The 14,522-nt window shown below is 61.2% G+C and carries 12 protein-coding genes and 1 pseudogene; 4 read left to right on the forward strand and 9 right to left on the reverse strand.

Going from position 1 to position 14,522, the window contains the following annotated elements:
* Positions 1 to 38 precede the first annotated feature (38 nt).
* Entirely contained in the window at positions 39 to 1,253 is a 1,215-nt protein-coding gene (locus AWB83_RS12900; protein WP_087045801.1) for an alkene reductase, read from the reverse strand.
* A 505-nt stretch (positions 1,254 to 1,758) separates the two neighbouring features.
* Here AWB83_RS12900 and AWB83_RS12905 point away from each other — a divergent pair.
* From AWB83_RS12905 to AWB83_RS12915, 3 genes are all read left to right on the forward strand, one after another.
* Positions 1,759 to 2,001, forward strand: a complete 243-nt coding sequence (locus tag AWB83_RS12905; RefSeq protein WP_087045803.1) for a hypothetical protein — start codon at positions 1,759 to 1,761, stop codon at positions 1,999 to 2,001.
* A 366-nt stretch (positions 2,002 to 2,367) separates the two neighbouring features.
* On the forward strand, positions 2,368 to 3,603 hold the full coding sequence (locus AWB83_RS12910) for an NAD(P)/FAD-dependent oxidoreductase (RefSeq protein ID WP_087045805.1): 1,236 nt from the start codon (positions 2,368 to 2,370) through the stop codon (positions 3,601 to 3,603).
* 56 nt (positions 3,604 to 3,659) lie between these two features.
* The gene (locus AWB83_RS12915) at positions 3,660 to 3,932 is read left to right on the forward strand and encodes a UBP-type zinc finger domain-containing protein (RefSeq protein WP_087045807.1); all 273 of its coding nucleotides are present in this window, start codon (positions 3,660 to 3,662) and stop codon (positions 3,930 to 3,932) included.
* A gap of 46 nt (positions 3,933 to 3,978) precedes the next feature.
* Here AWB83_RS12915 and AWB83_RS12920 read toward each other — a convergent pair whose 3' ends face one another.
* The 8 genes and pseudogenes from AWB83_RS12920 to AWB83_RS12950 form a co-directional block, all read right to left on the reverse strand.
* Positions 3,979 to 6,813 (reverse strand): ATP-dependent Clp protease ATP-binding subunit, encoded by a 2,835-nt coding sequence (locus AWB83_RS12920; RefSeq protein WP_087045809.1) that lies wholly within the window; start codon positions 6,811 to 6,813, stop codon positions 3,979 to 3,981.
* A gap of 139 nt (positions 6,814 to 6,952) precedes the next feature.
* Positions 6,953 to 7,552, reverse strand: a complete 600-nt coding sequence (locus AWB83_RS12925) for an Hsp20/alpha crystallin family protein (protein ID WP_087045811.1) — start codon at positions 7,550 to 7,552, stop codon at positions 6,953 to 6,955.
* Positions 7,553 to 7,631: 79 nt separating this feature from the next.
* Positions 7,632 to 8,054, reverse strand: a complete 423-nt coding sequence (locus AWB83_RS12930; RefSeq protein ID WP_087045941.1) for a PRC-barrel domain-containing protein — start codon at positions 8,052 to 8,054, stop codon at positions 7,632 to 7,634.
* Positions 8,055 to 8,107: 53 nt separating this feature from the next.
* Complete coding sequence (locus AWB83_RS12935) at positions 8,108 to 8,683, reverse strand: HdeD family acid-resistance protein (RefSeq protein ID WP_087045813.1); 576 nt, start codon at positions 8,681 to 8,683, stop codon at positions 8,108 to 8,110.
* A 177-nt stretch (positions 8,684 to 8,860) separates the two neighbouring features.
* Complete coding sequence (locus AWB83_RS12940) at positions 8,861 to 9,697, reverse strand: helix-turn-helix transcriptional regulator (protein ID WP_087045815.1); 837 nt, start codon at positions 9,695 to 9,697, stop codon at positions 8,861 to 8,863.
* Positions 9,698 to 9,946: 249 nt separating this feature from the next.
* On the reverse strand, positions 9,947 to 10,462 hold the full coding sequence (locus tag AWB83_RS12945; protein ID WP_087045817.1) for a phosphate-starvation-inducible PsiE family protein: 516 nt from the start codon (positions 10,460 to 10,462) through the stop codon (positions 9,947 to 9,949).
* Between the two features lie 417 nt (positions 10,463 to 10,879).
* A pseudogene (locus AWB83_RS35775) lies at positions 10,880 to 11,091 on the reverse strand (IS30 family transposase); the annotation flags it as partial.
* 196 nt (positions 11,092 to 11,287) lie between these two features.
* Positions 11,288 to 12,739, reverse strand: coding sequence for an aminotransferase-like domain-containing protein (locus tag AWB83_RS12950; RefSeq protein WP_087045819.1), 1,452 nt, complete (start codon positions 12,737 to 12,739; stop codon positions 11,288 to 11,290).
* 527 nt (positions 12,740 to 13,266) lie between these two features.
* Here AWB83_RS12950 and AWB83_RS12955 point away from each other — a divergent pair.
* Positions 13,267 to 14,517 carry an EAL domain-containing protein gene (locus tag AWB83_RS12955; protein WP_244197706.1) on the forward strand — a complete coding sequence of 417 codons (1,251 nt, stop codon included), beginning with the start codon at positions 13,267 to 13,269 and terminating at the stop codon, positions 14,515 to 14,517.
* Positions 14,518 to 14,522: the final 5 nt, after the last annotated feature.

Genomic DNA, 14,522 nt, shown 5'->3' on the forward strand with positions numbered 1-14,522 from the left:
GTCGCATGACGCCAGCGGGCTTGCCGGTCAGCGACAGTCTATCTCCAGCGCCCATCGGTGACGGACCGTGGGACTTCACCGCGCTCCTGCGCGAGCGACGGATAGTCGGTGTATCCGCGCTCTCCGCCCCCGTAGAACGTGGACGGATCCGGCGAATTGAGCGGAGCGTGCGACCGCAAGCGGTCCGGCAGGTCGGGATTTGCAATGAACAAACGTCCGAACGCGATCAGGTCCGCGTTGCCCTCCTCGAGCCATCTTTCCGCGCTGGCGCCGTCGAACCCGCCGGCGACCATCAGCACACCCCGATAAGTGCGGCGTATCATCTGGCTCATGTGTTTCGCGCGCTCGATGAAAGCCACATCCTCACCGGTCGCCGCTAGCATGGGATTGACGATGTGCAAATAAGCCAGCCCGTATCGATTGAGCTTTTCGATGACGTAAGAAAAGGTCGCTTCGGGATCGTCGTCGTGCATGTCGTTGAAGGTGCCAAGAGGAGAGAGCCGTACGCCGACCTTTTCTGGCCCCCACACTTCGCAAACCGTCTCGATCACCTCGAATAGCAGCTTGGCCCGACGCTCGCTCGATCCGCCGTATTCGTCCGTGCGGCGGTTCGTGCCGGACAAAAGGAACTGGTCGAGCAGATATCCGTTCGCGCCATGTACTTCGACGCCGTCCATACCGGCAGCCTTTGCGTTGCGCGCACCCCTCATGTATTGGCGCACCAGATACGGCATCTCTTCGACCTGTAGCGCACGAGGCTTGACGCATGGCGCGACGACACCTTCGCCCCGCTCGTTCTCAATGAATGCCTCTGCTTTCGGCTGGACAGCAGAGGGTGCAACGGGCAGCATTTCATCGGGCTGCAAGGAAGGGTGTGATATGCGTCCTACGTGCCACAGCTGCATGAACATCAACCCGCCCGCCTCGTGCACGGCGTCCGCCACGAGCCGCCAGCCTTCGACCTGCTCGCGACTATGGATGCCAGGCGTCCAGGCATAGCCCTGTCCTTGCATGGACACCTGCGTCGCCTCGCTGATAATGAGCGCGGCCGCTGCGCGCTGCGTGTAATAGCAGGCGTTGAGTTGCGACGGTATGTTGCCTGGTCGGTTCGCGCGCGAACGCGTCAGCGGCGCCATTACGACACGATGCCGAAGGTTGTACGGTCCCAACTTTACGGGTTCGAACAGCTTGTGTAGGGGAATTTGCGCGTCGTGCTGGCGGGCTTCTCGGGGTGCGATTTCCGTATCAGGCATATTTGCTCCTTGCGTTTTTGGATTCGGCCCGAAAAGTGCTGCCATAAACGCATCAAAGCGTCGGCCTCGATCACATCGACAGGATCCCGCTCTACCGGCAGTCTAGCCATGACCCCGCACGGGCTTCTTTCCGGTTTCTGCTCAGATGTGTCACGATCCTGCGGTCATCCCGGTCCTTCGCTCTATCGGGGGCCATGCGGCCCTGCCGTGTCTCAGCTGCTCTGCCGTTTTTGAAAAATTCACGTCGGAGCGTGCGCCTCGAACTCGGCACGGGGATGTATCATCCGGGCCGGGAAGAGGGAGCGCCCTAGTCGCGATGCAGCGAGGTCGTCGTTGGGCGAGAGAAGGGCTTTCTGCCTGCCGGCCAGTCGCTCACGGTCCGGAAGAACCCGATGCCTATCCGAATTAGCGACTAGACTTAAAAGATCGTCAGCGCATGCTCCGCAAGAGGACGTATGCGCCCATTCCGTCCCGATCCGGACGTGCGACCGAAGGAGGTAGTCCGATGCCAAAAACCGTTCGAACCCCTGAGCAGATTCGCGACGAACTGCAAGACCGCATGGCGAAAATCGCCGCTGACGCGCCGGGAGCTTTGCACATCCGCATACCGCTACCAGAGCGTCACCCGCCTGACGCATCCGGCCGCAACTGGAACATCGTGCCGCTCAATGACCTCGGCGCCGATTGCGTACATCACATCCAGAAGGTGATCGAAGACATGCGTACCGAGTTCGTGCTTCCCGATTGACGCCTTGATACGAAACCGGAGCGGCTCATATAAACGCACGTGTTTGAGCTTCGAGCCCAGGAGTTGGTGGTACAGCCGGAGCAGAACGGACACGGCGCGTGGCAGGCACGCATTGAGTGTGCGTCATGCCGATAGCCCCTGGCGGAATTTCGTCCAGAGACGGTTCAGCTGGAATAACAGTCGCACGACCGATGTTATGGAAGCATCAGCAGAAAGCCAACAAAACCCGGCAGGAACGCGAAAGACACCGCCCTATGATGCGATTACGGTGCAGGGATACGGTCGATCACTGTTATGTAGCCGCGGGCTGCTTGTGAGGTGCACGAAAGGAAGGAAACGCCTGAACGTCCTCAAAGGCGGATATTCATGGTCAGGATCTATGGACGCATGCGCAGCGCTAACGGCTATGCGATACGCGACTTCCTGCATCGCTGCGACATACCGTTCGAATGGATCGAACTGGGCAGCGATAAAGAAGCGGAGGAATTGGCGCACGTGCAGCATCTTTCCGATTCGCGATTGCCGGTCTGCGTCTTCCACGACGGCACGCGGCTCGAGTGTCCCACTATCCGGCAAATCACCGAGAAGCTCGGCTGGTTTGCGAGTCCATCCCGTGAGGCCTACGATCTGGCGATTTACGGCGCGGGACCGGCGGGGTTGAGCGCGGCCGTATACGGAGCGTCGGAAGGGCTGCATACCGTACTGGTGGAGCGTTGGGCCCTGGGCGGTCAGGCAGGCAGTAGTTCAAAAATCGAGAACTATCTGGGCTTCCCACACGGCGTGTGCGGCGCGGACCTGGCAGAACGAGCGCGCGTCCAGGCCATCAAGTTCGGCGCCGACATCCTGATAGCGCGCGCCGGCGTGCGCGCGGAGTTTCCGCCCGGCCAGGGCATCGTGTATCTGGAGGACGGAACACGTATTACGGCGCGCACGTCGATCTGCGCGACCGGCGTGGCGTATCGCACGCTCGGCCTGGAAGGTGAAGCGCGCTTTCTCGGCGCTGGCCTTTACTACGGCGCCGGCGCGAGCGAAGCAGCGCTGATCCATGGCGAAGACGTCTATGTGGTGGGCGGCGGCAATTCGGCGGGACAGGCCGCTATGCACTTTTCGCAGTCCGCCAATCGCGTCTATATGCTCGTCCGTGACACTTCGCTCAAGAACACGTTGTCCCAATACTTGGTGGATCGCATCACGGCGGCGCCGAACATTGAAGTTCGGACCAGCACCGAAGTTACCGCGCTCGCAGGCAGTGACACGTTGCAAGAAATTACGCTGACCGATGTGCGCACGGGACGGCAAATCTCGGTAAAGACAAATTGGCTATTCGTCTGCATTGGCGGCGTGCCCCAGACTGAATGGGCGCAGGAGGTTGGCATTGTCCGAGATGAAGCCGGTTATCTAGTGACTGGTCCCGACTTGCAGGAATATCGGTCGAGTCTGAAATGGCCGCTCGAGCGCGCGCCGCTGCATATGGAGACCTGTGTGCCTGGCGTATTCGCAGCGGGCGACGTGCGTCACGGGTCGATCAAGCGTGTCGCGTCGGCCGTCGGCGAAGGGGCGATGGCTGTCGCGCTGGTGCATCGCTATTTAAATAACGCGTGAGCGTAAGTGCAACCTTGATTCGCATGCCTGCGCGCGCCTGTCCGAGGAGTACGATCATGACCCCTGGTTGCACGCATCTAGGCGAGGCCCGCATTCTCCACACGGCCATTAATTATTGCGAGGACTGCATCAAGCTTCGCCAGCCGTGGGTACATTTGCGGCTTTGTCTTTCATGCGGACACGTCGGCTGTTGCGATTCGTCGCCCAACCAGCACGCAAGCAAGCATTTTCACGCGACCGGCCATCCGCTGGTGCGCTCAATCGAACCTGGCGAAACTTGGATCTGGTGCTATCGGGACGAGATTGTCGTTGGTGAACTTGAATCGTGACAGACGCCGCCCCTGCGGGCGGCGTCTCGTTCACGCAATGCCGGACTCACGTATGCGCCGGTTCTTGCTTCGCCCCTTCGATCGTCGCTTCTGCGGGTGCTGAGCCCTTCTGCACGAGCACAGAGTGCGAACCCGAGTCGTAGGTCATTGTGACCTTGTCGCCGTCGCGAACATCCCCCCGCAGCAGCGCATCGGCGAGTTGCGATTCCACTTCAGCCCGGATCTTGCGCTTGAGCATCCGTGCGCCGAACTCGGGGTCATAGCCGATCTCCGCGAGATGATTACGCAGCGAATTGTCGAATGTCAACTCAATGTTCTGCCCTGCCGCAGTGCGTTGCACGCGTGCGAGTTGCAGGTCCACGATGTTACGGATTTGCTCCTTGCCGAGCGCATGGAACACAACGACTTCATCGACCCGGTTCAGGAACTCGGGCCTGAAGTGATGCCGCAGTATTTCCATCAGACGGTCGCGCAGCGCGGGGTAGTCGAGTTGCTTCTTGTCGGCGCGCACGTTGTCCTGGATCAGCTGCGAACCAATATTGCTCGTCGCAATAATGATCGTGTTCGTGAAATCGACGAGACGGCCCTTGCCGTCGGTGAGGCGGCCTTCGTCGAAGAGCTGCAACAGGATGTTGTGCACCTCCGAATGCGCCTTTTCGATCTCGTCGAGCAGCACCACGCTATACGGGCGACGTCGCACGCGCTCGGTCAACTGCCCGCCTTCCTCATAGCCGACATAGCCCGGAGGCGCGCCCACCAGCCGCGCTACGGTATGTCGCTCGGAGTACTCGCTCATGTCGATGCGCACGAGCGCGTTCTCGTCGCCGAACACCGTTGCGGCGAGCGCCTTGGCGAGCTCGGTCTTGCCCACGCCAGTCGGTCCGAGAAAAAGGAAGCTCGCGGTCGGCTTGCCGCCTTCGGTGAGACCGGCGCGTGAGAGTCGGACCGCCTTCGCGACGGCGCTGACGGCCTCGTCCTGACCGATCACGCGTTCCTTCAGGCGATCTTCGAGACGCAGGAGCTTCTCGCGGTCCTCGGCGGTGAGTTCAGACACCGGCACGCCTGTGAGCGACGCCACGATCTGCGCGATGTCCTCCGCTGTGACCTCTTGCGAACTAGTGCCGCGTTCCTTCTTCCACGCTTCGGTCGCATCGTCAAGCCGCTTCTGTTCTGAAACGAGCTTGTCTTCAAGTTCCTTTGCCTTGTCGAACTGCTTGGCGGCGCTTGCCGCGTCCTGTTCCTGACGTGTGCGGCGGATGGTCGCCTCGATGTCATGCAACTGCCCCGGCCGGGAATTTGACGAAATGCGCACGCGAGCGGCCGCTTGGTCGAGCAGGTCGATGGCCTTGTCCGGCAGGAAGCGTGCTGCGATATACCGGTCCGACAGCTTCGCAGCGGCGGCGATGGCCTCCTCGGTGATCTTCACCTTGTGATGCGCCTCAAGGCGGTCACGCAGCCCGCGCAGGATTTCGATTGTCTCCGCGACGCTCGGCTCAGGTACGTTCACCGGCTGGAAGCGCCGTTCGAGCGCCGAATCTTTCTCGATGTACTTTTGGTATTCGTTGAGCGTCGTCGCGCCCACGAGATGCAATTCGCCGCGCGCGAGCGCCGGCTTGAAGACGTTGCCGATATCGAGGCCGCCTTCGCCGCCGCCCTGGCCAGCACCGACGATCGTATGCAGTTCATCGATGAAGATGATCAGCCGGTCCTGATTCTCGACGATCTCGTCGAGCACCTGCTTCACGCGCTCTTCGAACTCGCCACGATACTTTGCCCCCGCCACCACGCTGTTGATATTTAACTCAACGACGCGCTTGCCACGCAGCACTTCTGGCACTTGGTCCTGGGCGATGCGCTGCGCGAGTCCTTCGACGATCGCCGTCTTGCCGACGCCCGGTTCGCCGATCAGCACCGGGTTGTTCTTTCGCCGACGCGCAAGGACTTCGATAGTCGTTTCGATTTCCTTGTCGCGGCCGATCACCGGATCGAGCTTGCCGCGCCGAGCGAGATCGCTGAGATCGCGCGCGTACTTGTCGAGCGTCGGCGTGGTGGAGCGGCCCTCGACGGTGCCTTCCTCGGCGCCCTTGCCGACCACCTTGACCGTCCGCTGCCGAAGCGCATGCGACGATAACCCGTATTTGCGCAGCAGCTCACCCGCGAAGCCGTCTTCCTCTTCTACGAGCCCGATCAGGATATGCTCCGGTCCGACGTAGCTGTGGCCCAGTTCTCGTGACGCGGTGAGCGCGTTTTCAAGCGCACTCTTCGCGCGCGGTGACACGCCGATGCGTTCTTCGTCCGTCTTCCGCGCGCGGTTGCCGCGTGGTGCGTTCTGATCGATGTTCTTCTTGATCTCCTCGGGATCGAGCTTGAATTCGCGCAGAATCTCCTGCACCACGTTATTGCTGACGAGTGCGAGCAGCAGGTGCTCGGTATCGACTTCGGACTTGCCGAACTCGACCGCCATCTGCGCGGCCGCCTGCAAGCGGTCCAGGCCGCTTTCGCTCAAGAACGTCTGCAGGTCGACGGCTTCGCGCGCACGGCGATGCCGGCGCGGCCGGCCGCCTGCGTGTCCGCCCGGGGATTCACCCATTTGCCCGCTATCGGCGTCTGTACCGTGATCCGAGCCGCCGGATTGTCCGGGCGAGCGTCCGATACGTGACCGGCTACCATCGCCGTTTTCGATCTGCGGCCACATGTCGTCGAACAGACTGTCGAACAGTCCGCCGTGAAAGAGGGACTCAAGCGGCGACAGACGGCGCTGATTGCGCGCCATGAACTCCATGTAATGCTCATTGCACAGCATCAGCTGACGACGCTGGCCGTTTTCGGTGATCGTGATCTGCGAAGTTGCCGGTTTGCCGCAAACGCTGCAAGTAGGCATGATGTTCTCCGGAGTGTGGACAGGGGATGGTCCCTGTCGTTACGCGCGCACAGCCTGACGAGTTCCGTCGCGAAGGCGGGGTATCGTCAAGGGCCATGGAAGCTGTCGAGCTGTCGGATGTCGCCGTGTGCACACCGCGCTATTTGATCTCGAGGCGCCGCTTCGCCGCGGGTTCATTCGCCGCTTTGGGCACCCGCACGGTGAGCACGCCATTCTCGAAATTCGCCTCGGCGCGTTCGAGATCAACGCCAGAGGGCAGCGGAATGGCGCGCTGGAACTGTCCGAACGCCCGCTCCACCCGGTAGCAGCCCTTCTCGTCGCTCTTCGATTCGATGCGCTTCTCGCCGGTCAGCACCAGCATGTCCTCAACGACTTCCAGCTCCACGTCCTCGCGAGATAGTCCTGGCAATTCGACCACGATGCGAAGCGCATCACCGTCGTCGACCACGTCGAGTCGCGGCTGAAAGCGGCTCGGACTGAAGTCGCCAAACCAGTTGCCGAGCGGTCCCATCCCGCCGAACGGATCGCGTATCAGGTCGGTGAGAAGATGCAGGGGGTCGGGCAGCGGCCAACGCGCCGCATCGAACGATGCTGGCCATGCGGACGCGGCCGCATCTGAGGTCGACGGCGCGGGGGCTTGCTGTGGGGACGTGGCGTTCAGCTTCACGCCTGCGCCCTTTTCCTCGGGACTCTTGCGCAGGAAGCGAAAGGGGTTCCACTTATCGAGGTCCAATAGCATCGTTATGCTCCTTGTTCCGATGAGCCGTCAGAGCGGCCCGAATCTTCAGTGACTCCTGCCCTGGCGTTCGCGGTCGATGTCAGCCCTTGGCATATTCGAACTCCGGCAGTTTTTTCAGCGCATCCTTGTTTGCGCCGACCACGATTGCCTTCGGCGCTATCTGCTTGAACTGCTGAATGGGGATGGCGACTCGGTGCGCCGCCATCCCGAGAAAGCCACCGACGTCGATAATCGCGGCCGAGAGCGAGCCATCGGGCGCGACAATCAGGTCGTCGACGCGGCCGATCTTTTCGTTCTTTTCGTTGTAGACATCGGTGTGGATGATCTTGGATGCCCGCCAACCCGTTGCGACCAGTTGCGCCTCGGTGACGGTCACGCCGAGCGTCGCCTTGCCGGCGATGGGCGCATCCTGCGCGGTCGCGCCGCTGGCCACAAAGCCACCGGCGGTCAGCGCAAGCACGAGTGTCGACCGCCTTGCGGCCGATGCGAAGTTAGTCTTCATGGCGTTCTCCAGAATGCCCAACGGGATACAGGGACGCCGCGCGCAGGACGCGCTCAGGAGTGCAGCGGCGTGTTTTGCTTGTCGCGAAGGACGGCGCTGCGCCAATTCCGTGCGCCGAGGCCAAGGACGAACAGAAGCGCACCGGTCACGATCGCGTAGGTGCCGATCATCCAGACGAGGGCAAGCGCTCCAGCACCCGGGACGGCCAGCACGAAGATGCCAAACAAAACCGACAGGCTACCGATGAACAACAGCAGCCACTGCGTGCGGCCGCGTCTTTTCAGCCGAACCCAGGCGATGAGGTCGAGCACTCCGGTGACGATGGCGTTCGCGCCCATCACGGTGATCAGCACGAGCGCCGTGACGCCCGGCGCCGCGACGGCGATCAGGCCCGAAGCGATCATGCACAGCCCAAGCAGCAAGGGGAGCCACCAGTCGGTGCGGATCGAATGATGTCGTATCGCTGCGCTGACCGCCGCGACGCCTCCGATGAGTGCATACGCCGCGAACATCGCGACAAAAAGCAGCAGCGTGAGACCAGGCCAGCAGAGCGCGAGGAGGCCGAACAGGATTCCCGCGGCGCCGCGCAGCGCGAGCATCCACCATGCGCGTCCGAGCAGTTCGTCCATCGTTTGGGCTCCTCAGGCGGATCGCCGATATACGGCTGACGCAGCGCGTGCAATTTCTATTTGCTCAAGCCTACGTCCGCGAGGCGCGCTCTTCTTTCGAGTTCCTACCCAAAGGTGTCGGATTCCTGCGTTTGTTGGTTGCTCACCGATTCAGTCGAAAAGGCCTCACGCCGGATCCTAGGGGCGGTAATGCGCAATGCGGAAAGCGCGGGGCGTACACCCCACATATCGATGAAATACCGCGGTGAAATGCTGCTGCGTTTGAAAGCCGACGCGTGCTGCGATATCGATCAGCGGGAGGCTCCCTTCCGAAAGCATCGACTGCGCTAATCTCAACCTTTCGGTTGTCAGGTAGAAGTGAGGCGGATGCCCTGTCGCGTTCTTAAAAGCCCGCGCAAAATGCGACGGGCTCATGTGCAGGAGCGCGGCGAGGTCCTCGATCTGGATATTGTCCGCGATGTGCTCGTGTATGAAATGTTCCACGACGCTTAGCTTCGAGTGGCTGAGGCTCGCAGCCGCGTCGCGCGTATCAGCGGTGTGTCCATACCGGTGCACGAGATGAAGTGCAAATACGTCGGCGAACGCGGCGAGGCATCTAGGGTCCGGGCTACTGTTGGCATGCATTGCGGTAAGCGTGTCGCCCGCTTCGCGCAGGAAAGGATCCCACGCCTTGAACCAGCAAGGGATCTCGCAAGCCGTGGTGCCGAGCGCTTTTCGAGCGGTTTCTCTCAGCCCAGCCCAATGGAGCGCGACGACGAGGCCGCACGGATCGTCGTCATTGACGAGCTTGACACGAGCCCAGGCCGGCACGATCGCGATAAACGGGGCGCTGACGCTTAGATGCTGATAGGGGCGCGCGCTGCTGCGGACAGTGGTCGCGTGCGCGGTGGTCCGGTCCGCCGGGATGATACACAGGATCCATTGCGCCGACGTCGGGGCGCAGTCCGCGAATGACGCGCTGATCCAGTGGCAGCTAAGGTTTTGCAACTGTGGAGAACGCTCTAGTTGCTCCATTGCGCGCGTCCACCCGGGGTGGTCTCAAGGTCGTTAGGCATTGAATGATAGTGTTCGGTTTCTGTCTATGCGAGCTTGTTTTGTCTGTGCATGCCTTCCGTACAACGCCGACAGAGATGCAGGTCGGCCCGAGGCGCGCGAGGCGCAGGGCCGACGTCGAGATAGGCCCTCCGCCCGGGGCCTGCAGCCTGCGCGAAGATCGAGCAAAACTTGCAGATACTCGATGATCTTTGAGAGAAAGTAGGTAAATCAGTCGCGCTTCTCACGATCCCGCACGGCGCGCTCCGCAATCGCCGCATCGACGGGATCGTCGCGTTGCCGCATTAGCCAGTAGACGCTGCCAAGCGCGAGCAGCGCGGCCGCGAGCGCGGCAATGCGTCCCGGGTCCGTGGCGGGATCAAGGATGATGAACTTGCGTGCTATCGCGAGCATCGCGACAAGGATCACTGTCTTGACCTGCACGATGTGATCGCGTCTCAACATGACGCGGGTGATCGAATGCTTGAATTCCATCGCGATCAACAACGTCATCACCATCCCGAAAACCGCTTGAAAGATCGCATGATCCAACGGATTGAGGGACCCCGACAGCAATAGCACCACGACCGCGCGAATCAACTGCCACAGCGATACGACGATGATCACCGAGATCACGACGCTCAGGATATGGGCGATGATCTGCTCGAAGCGCTCGTAGAAGGTCAGCACGCGCCATTGCAGCCGAAGTTCGTTCAGCTTCACGCGAATTTGCGTTGGTTTGCTCATGGATCGGTTCGCAGGAAAACTCGGGCATGGGGTGACGCCGATCATGGCGGGATGCGCGGTGACGGCGGCAACGAAAGCCGACCCGGCCCCGTGATGTTAACCCATGCGGGCGGGCGTTTCTTTCGCCTTCGTGCTGATTCATTTCCCTTTTCTGCTGTGCACAAGGTGTCTCATCATGCGACGCCGCAATCGCTGCGCCGCCAACGCAGGCGCGAAGAAGGCATGCGCGGCGGACGCCGCGGACGCGGAACGTGCGGCCGCCCAACTCGCGTAGCATTCATCTGGTGTCCGGCATCCTCCGGTTGCCAGAAAATGCGACCATTTTCCACCTTGGGCACATCGATGCCGTTGGCCCGCGAGGATCCACCGTCTTCTGCTCATACGTTCACGGGTGGGACGCGTTCATTTCATTGCGTACAGCGATCGCCACAACTGGGCATGCAAGGTCCGCCACAGTCTTCTTGAGTGCGTTGGCCACCGTGAGTTCCGTAGCCGGCCAGCGCGGGTCCGTCTTTCGTGCGCGGAATCAGTCCATAGCCTTTCTCACCAGGTAAATGTATGAAACGGCTTGAACTTTCTACCAGCGTCCCGCTGGTGGATCGGCCCAGGCCAATGAGCAGGTCGCCTTCGGTTACCGCCGACATGGTACCGACTCTGGCGCTTGGAAAGAACGACCGTTTTGGTCGACTGCCATCCCGGCCGGCTCAAGCTTGCAGAATCAGCAGAATCAATCGGCGCGATTGCGATCAATTAGGAATGAAATCGTGGTGCATGAGATTCACGGTTCGCCGCGCCGCATTCTCCGCCGAGTTTCAGTGGCGGCACTCACGCCGGCTGAACTGGGCCGCCCAGCATTGCCCCGCAGCGCGATTCATCCATGCATAACGCACCAAGCGTCGCAATCGCCTTCTCCAGTTGCGCGGACCACTGATATCCGTAGTTCAGACGCACTTGGTGTCGATAGCCGCCGTCCGCCGAGAAGATCGGTCCGGGCGCAATGCTGATGCCGTTTTCGAGCGCTATTTGGAAAAAGCGTATCGAGTCGATGTTAGCCGGGAGCTGTACCCACGTGAAATAGCCTCCGTCAGCCCGCGTCGCCACCGTATCGGCTGGGAAGTAACGGCGAATCGCATCAAGCATCTGCGATTGCCGATGGGCCAACTCGCGACGTAGTTTGTGCAGGAAGCGATCGTAGCCGCCGGTCTGCAAATAGTCGGCGATTGCTCGCTGTGCCGGAACGCTGGCCGAAAGCGTGGTCATCCATTTTGCACGTTCCAGCTCGCCCGCGAACCGTCCACTCGCGGCCCAGCCGATACGGTAGCCCGGGGCGAGGCACTTTGCGAACGATCCACAGTGGATGACGAGACCGTTCCGGTCGAAGAACTTGGCTGGACGCACCGGCTCCGGAGCGAAGTGGAGTTCGCTATAAACGTCGTCCTCTATGAGCGGTACACCATGTCTACCCAGTAGCTCGACCAGTGCCTGCTTCTTGGGTTCGTCCAGCGTCACGCCCGTCGGATTGTGGAAAGAGGTCATGAACCAGCACGCGCGAACGGGACGATCTTCCAGCGCCCGTTGCAGCGCAGCCAGATCGTGACCCGCCACGGGGTCAACGGGAATCTCCACCACCTTCAGGCCTAGCCGCTGGATCGCCTGCAGCGCTGCATAAAACGTTGGCTTTTCGATCGCGATAAGATCGCCTGGAGCGGTGAGCAGTTGCACGCTCAGCGTTAGGGCTTCGAGCGCCCCACTCGTAATGATGATTTCGTCGATCGGCACCGTCATTCCCGCCATCAGGTACCGCAGCGAGATCTGTCGGCGCAATCCTTCGTGTCCCGGCGGTAGCGCGTCAACCATCGTCGCCTGGTCCGTTGAGCGATTGACCGTCGCGCAGGACTTGCCCACCCGGGCCATCGGAAACAGCGCCGGGCTCATGAACGCTGAACCGAGCGGGATGGTCTCGACTTGCCTGACCGTGCGAAGGACCTCGAAAACGAGATCGCTGATATTGACTGTTTTTATGCCAGCCTGCGACGTCGCACTGGACGTTTCCGGCGGTAATTCTTCGGCTGTGCGCGACACAAAGTAGCCGGACCGTGGGCGCGCGTTAATCAACCCCCGGCTTTCGAGCAGGTAATAAGCACGGAATACCGTCGCGGGGCTTACATCCCAGGCCCTGCATGCCGCCCGAACTGAGGGTAGGCGGGCGCCCGGCGGTAAATCAGCGTGCCTGATAAGTTCGCTGATCTGCTCCGCTAACCTCTCGTACCGTTTCAAACTTCTCCCCCTGCGTGCGAACTCCGTTGCCGTGTCCGATCGGCGCGGCGGCGCCCCCGTCAACACTACAACGCGCCGTAGATCTGATACGGCCTTTTTTTCGCAATCTGCTTCTATTACGAGCGCTTGTGCACTGGCAAAGTGCCGCGGTGCGTCTTCTCTTTCTCCAGATGTTTCCAGCGGCCCCGCGTCCGGCGATTCTAGAGCCGGATCTTTTTCTCGATACATCAATGGAACTTGCGTCCCTGGTAGCACCGTTCGTGGACAGCGCGTTCATCGCGCTCTTTCCGTCCTCGCGACGCGCTGCCGCAATGTTTTTGGTCATATGGGCTGGCGCCTCACTGGCTAACCCAGCTCCGGCCGAGGGTGCTGCCAGCCGCGGTCGCGCGGAGGAGGGAGTGCAGCGGCAGCTGACGGACTGGCTTACTGATCCGCAAGCGGACTCGCTTCACTTCGGCACAGCTTGCACGCCCATTAGGCGCTGGCCCGCTATGCCCGCCGCTCTCGGCGGACCGGTCGCTAGCCCAATGCTTCTTGCACCCATTGCTTGCGATTTGCTGAACGCTCCCCGTCTGGACGCCACCGACACCGCTCCAGCTATCGTCAGCCTGAGCCGGACGGTTGCGCCGCTGACCGGCGAAGTGCGCTGGCAAATGAGTTACAAGGCGGCAAATCAAGGCGGTATCCCGGCCTCTGGCGCAGTGGTGGCTTTCGCATTACCGGTCGACCTGGCGGACGGGTCAGCGGAACCACCGACGACGCCCGCGGCCGATTGCTCGTTGGACGGGGAGTGTGGAACGCGAGCGACCACGCCTTCGAACGGCGCCGACGAATTCGATCGGGCGCGGTTCTCAGCGGGTCCGACTCAGGGTTCTTCAGCATGGACCCTATTGAGCCACGTATTGTGGCCGATCCTCCTGTTTCTGTTAGCCCTGGCTGCGGGCTGGAGTCTCAAAAGATGGTTTAGCTACGACAAGGCGCTGTTGCGTGCGGCCCGAGCAGGGCTGCGTCGCGGCGAGTTCCACGTTGAGTACCAACCGATAGTTGACATCAGGCGGGCCTTATGCGTTGGCGTCGAAGCATTCCTGCGTTGGGACAACCGGAAGTATGGCGCGCAAGGTCCGGCACACTATCTGGAGTTCATTGAAAACAGTAGTTTGCTCGACCGGATGACGCGGTTCGTCGTGTCGCGGGCCGCTCAGGATCTTCGTGAGATCGGAGCTCCGAAGTCGCTCTACGTAGGCATTACCGCTCCGGTTTCTTACCTTCTGGATTCCGGTTTCACGGCGGACCGGACTGTAGTCGGCTCACATGGTTTTCCACCGCTGATTCTGAATGTCAGCGCAAGCAGCGTGAGGATGTTCAAAAAACGTCTTACTCCGATGATGACCCAGGCGCGTGAGAAACGGGTGCGCTTCGCCCTCTCGGGCGTGCGTCCCACTGATTGCGAACTTGCACTGCCGACAGGGATGACCTTTGAGATAGTCAAGATTGACAGGGAAGTACTCGGATTGGACCCCGATGAGCGTGCCAAACACCTCGATGCGTTGACGCGCATGGGCCACGATTTCGGCGCGGCGGTGGTCGTCGAAGGTGTTGAGCACTCGGCACACCACAAGCTCGCGCGAGCGAGCCGGGCCGAGTTTGGTCAAGGCTTCTTCTACAGCCGTGCACTCGACGCCACCGGGTTGAAGGTCTTTCTCGAGACCGCCAACGCGCCGCCCTCAAATCGGGCTGGAGCTGCGACCGTGCTCGGCTGGCGCGTTCGACACTCCTAAGAGAA

This window comes from Caballeronia ptereochthonis (assembly GCF_001545075.1).
Lineage (GTDB): Bacteria > Pseudomonadota > Gammaproteobacteria > Burkholderiales > Burkholderiaceae > Caballeronia > Caballeronia ptereochthonis.

Bases quoted from the DNA above. Each gene is read 5' to 3' on its own strand.
- AWB83_RS12905 (WP_087045803.1), top strand. From the start codon at position 1,759: ATGCCAAAAACCGTTCGAACCCCTGAGCAGATTCGCGACGAACTGCAA.
- AWB83_RS12915 (WP_087045807.1), top strand. From the start codon at position 3,660: ATGACCCCTGGTTGCACGCATCTAGGCGAGGCCCGCATTCTCCACACG.
- AWB83_RS12900 (WP_087045801.1), bottom strand. From the start codon at position 1,253: ATGCCTGATACGGAAATCGCACCCCGAGAAGCCCGCCAGCACGACGCG.
- AWB83_RS12940 (WP_087045815.1), bottom strand. From the start codon at position 9,697: ATGGAGCAACTAGAGCGTTCTCCACAGTTGCAAAACCTTAGCTGCCAC.
- AWB83_RS12935 (WP_087045813.1), bottom strand. From the start codon at position 8,683: ATGGACGAACTGCTCGGACGCGCATGGTGGATGCTCGCGCTGCGCGGC.
- AWB83_RS12910 (WP_087045805.1), top strand. From the start codon at position 2,368: ATGGTCAGGATCTATGGACGCATGCGCAGCGCTAACGGCTATGCGATA.
- AWB83_RS12930 (WP_087045941.1), bottom strand. From the start codon at position 8,054: ATGAAGACTAACTTCGCATCGGCCGCAAGGCGGTCGACACTCGTGCTT.
- AWB83_RS12955 (WP_244197706.1), top strand. From the start codon at position 13,267: ATGCTTCTTGCACCCATTGCTTGCGATTTGCTGAACGCTCCCCGTCTG.
- AWB83_RS12920 (WP_087045809.1), bottom strand. From the start codon at position 6,813: ATGCCTACTTGCAGCGTTTGCGGCAAACCGGCAACTTCGCAGATCACG.
- AWB83_RS12925 (WP_087045811.1), bottom strand. From the start codon at position 7,552: ATGCTATTGGACCTCGATAAGTGGAACCCCTTTCGCTTCCTGCGCAAG.
- AWB83_RS12945 (WP_087045817.1), bottom strand. From the start codon at position 10,462: ATGAGCAAACCAACGCAAATTCGCGTGAAGCTGAACGAACTTCGGCTG.